Source organism: Pseudomonas sp. 21615526 (assembly GCF_013386245.1).
Classification (GTDB): Bacteria; Pseudomonadota; Gammaproteobacteria; order Pseudomonadales; family Pseudomonadaceae; genus Aquipseudomonas.
In genome coordinates this window covers 1-663 of record NZ_JACAOM010000268.1, presented here as the reverse complement: position 1 = coordinate 663, position 663 = coordinate 1, and the positions used below count along the sequence as shown (strand labels likewise).

The following is a 663-nucleotide window of genomic DNA, read 5'->3' as shown; positions in this document are numbered from 1 at the left end:
GTCCTTGTGCAGTGCCACGTCGAACGCTCTGTGTGAGGGGGTGGGATGGGGGGATTTTGCGGGCAAATGCGCGGGATGACATCGATTTTGTTTACGCGGGATTGGCGCAGGACGCATTATTGGGGCATCCAAGCCATTACGTAAGCCAAGCCATGAGTGACGATGACAAGCTGATTGACCTGAATGCCGAACGGGCCAAACGTGTTCATGATCTGAATGACAAGCGACTGAATGAAGTGCGCCAGGCGTTTGAACAGGCGATGCCGTTGGGGAAGCCCAAGAAAAAGCCGAAAAGCAAACCGAAAAAGCGTTGATATAGCCTGCATCGTTTGATGCAGGTCAGTTATTTCCCTTCTTTACGCTCCGTCGCGGGCGACATTGATCCTCGTCAATTTCTTCTTTCGTCTTCTTGGTTAACTTAGCCCTATCGCAACAGGGCAAGTGCAGGAGGCCGGTCATGTTTTTCGATAATGTGGTGTTTGCCGGAGTGCTGACGGTTGGCCTCATGGTGATGTTCTTTGTAGGGTTTGGAATTTTTATCTGGAAAGACGCTAATAAGCGTAAGAGGCCTTAGGTCTTTTCGGATACATGAGCACGCAAGGCATTTTGGGCGACTTCGGTCGCCTTTTTTTTGTTTTGGATTTTTTGTTTTGTGTACATATC

2 protein-coding genes are annotated in these 663 nt (G+C 49.3%); both read left to right on the top strand.

The annotated features are described in order from the left end of the window. Positions 1 to 314, top strand: a 314-nt coding sequence (locus HX786_RS31635; protein WP_218647803.1) for a hypothetical protein, incomplete at its 5' end; no start/stop codon positions are given. 143 nt (positions 315 to 457) lie between these two features. Next, a complete protein-coding gene (ccoM, locus tag HX786_RS32225; protein ID WP_003210916.1) occupies positions 458 to 574 on the top strand; it encodes a cytochrome c oxidase subunit CcoM in 117 nt (38 codons plus the stop codon). Positions 575 to 663 lie beyond the last annotated feature (89 nt).

Bases quoted from the DNA above. Each gene is read 5' to 3' on its own strand.
- ccoM (WP_003210916.1), top strand. From the start codon at position 458: ATGTTTTTCGATAATGTGGTGTTTGCCGGAGTGCTGACGGTTGGCCTC.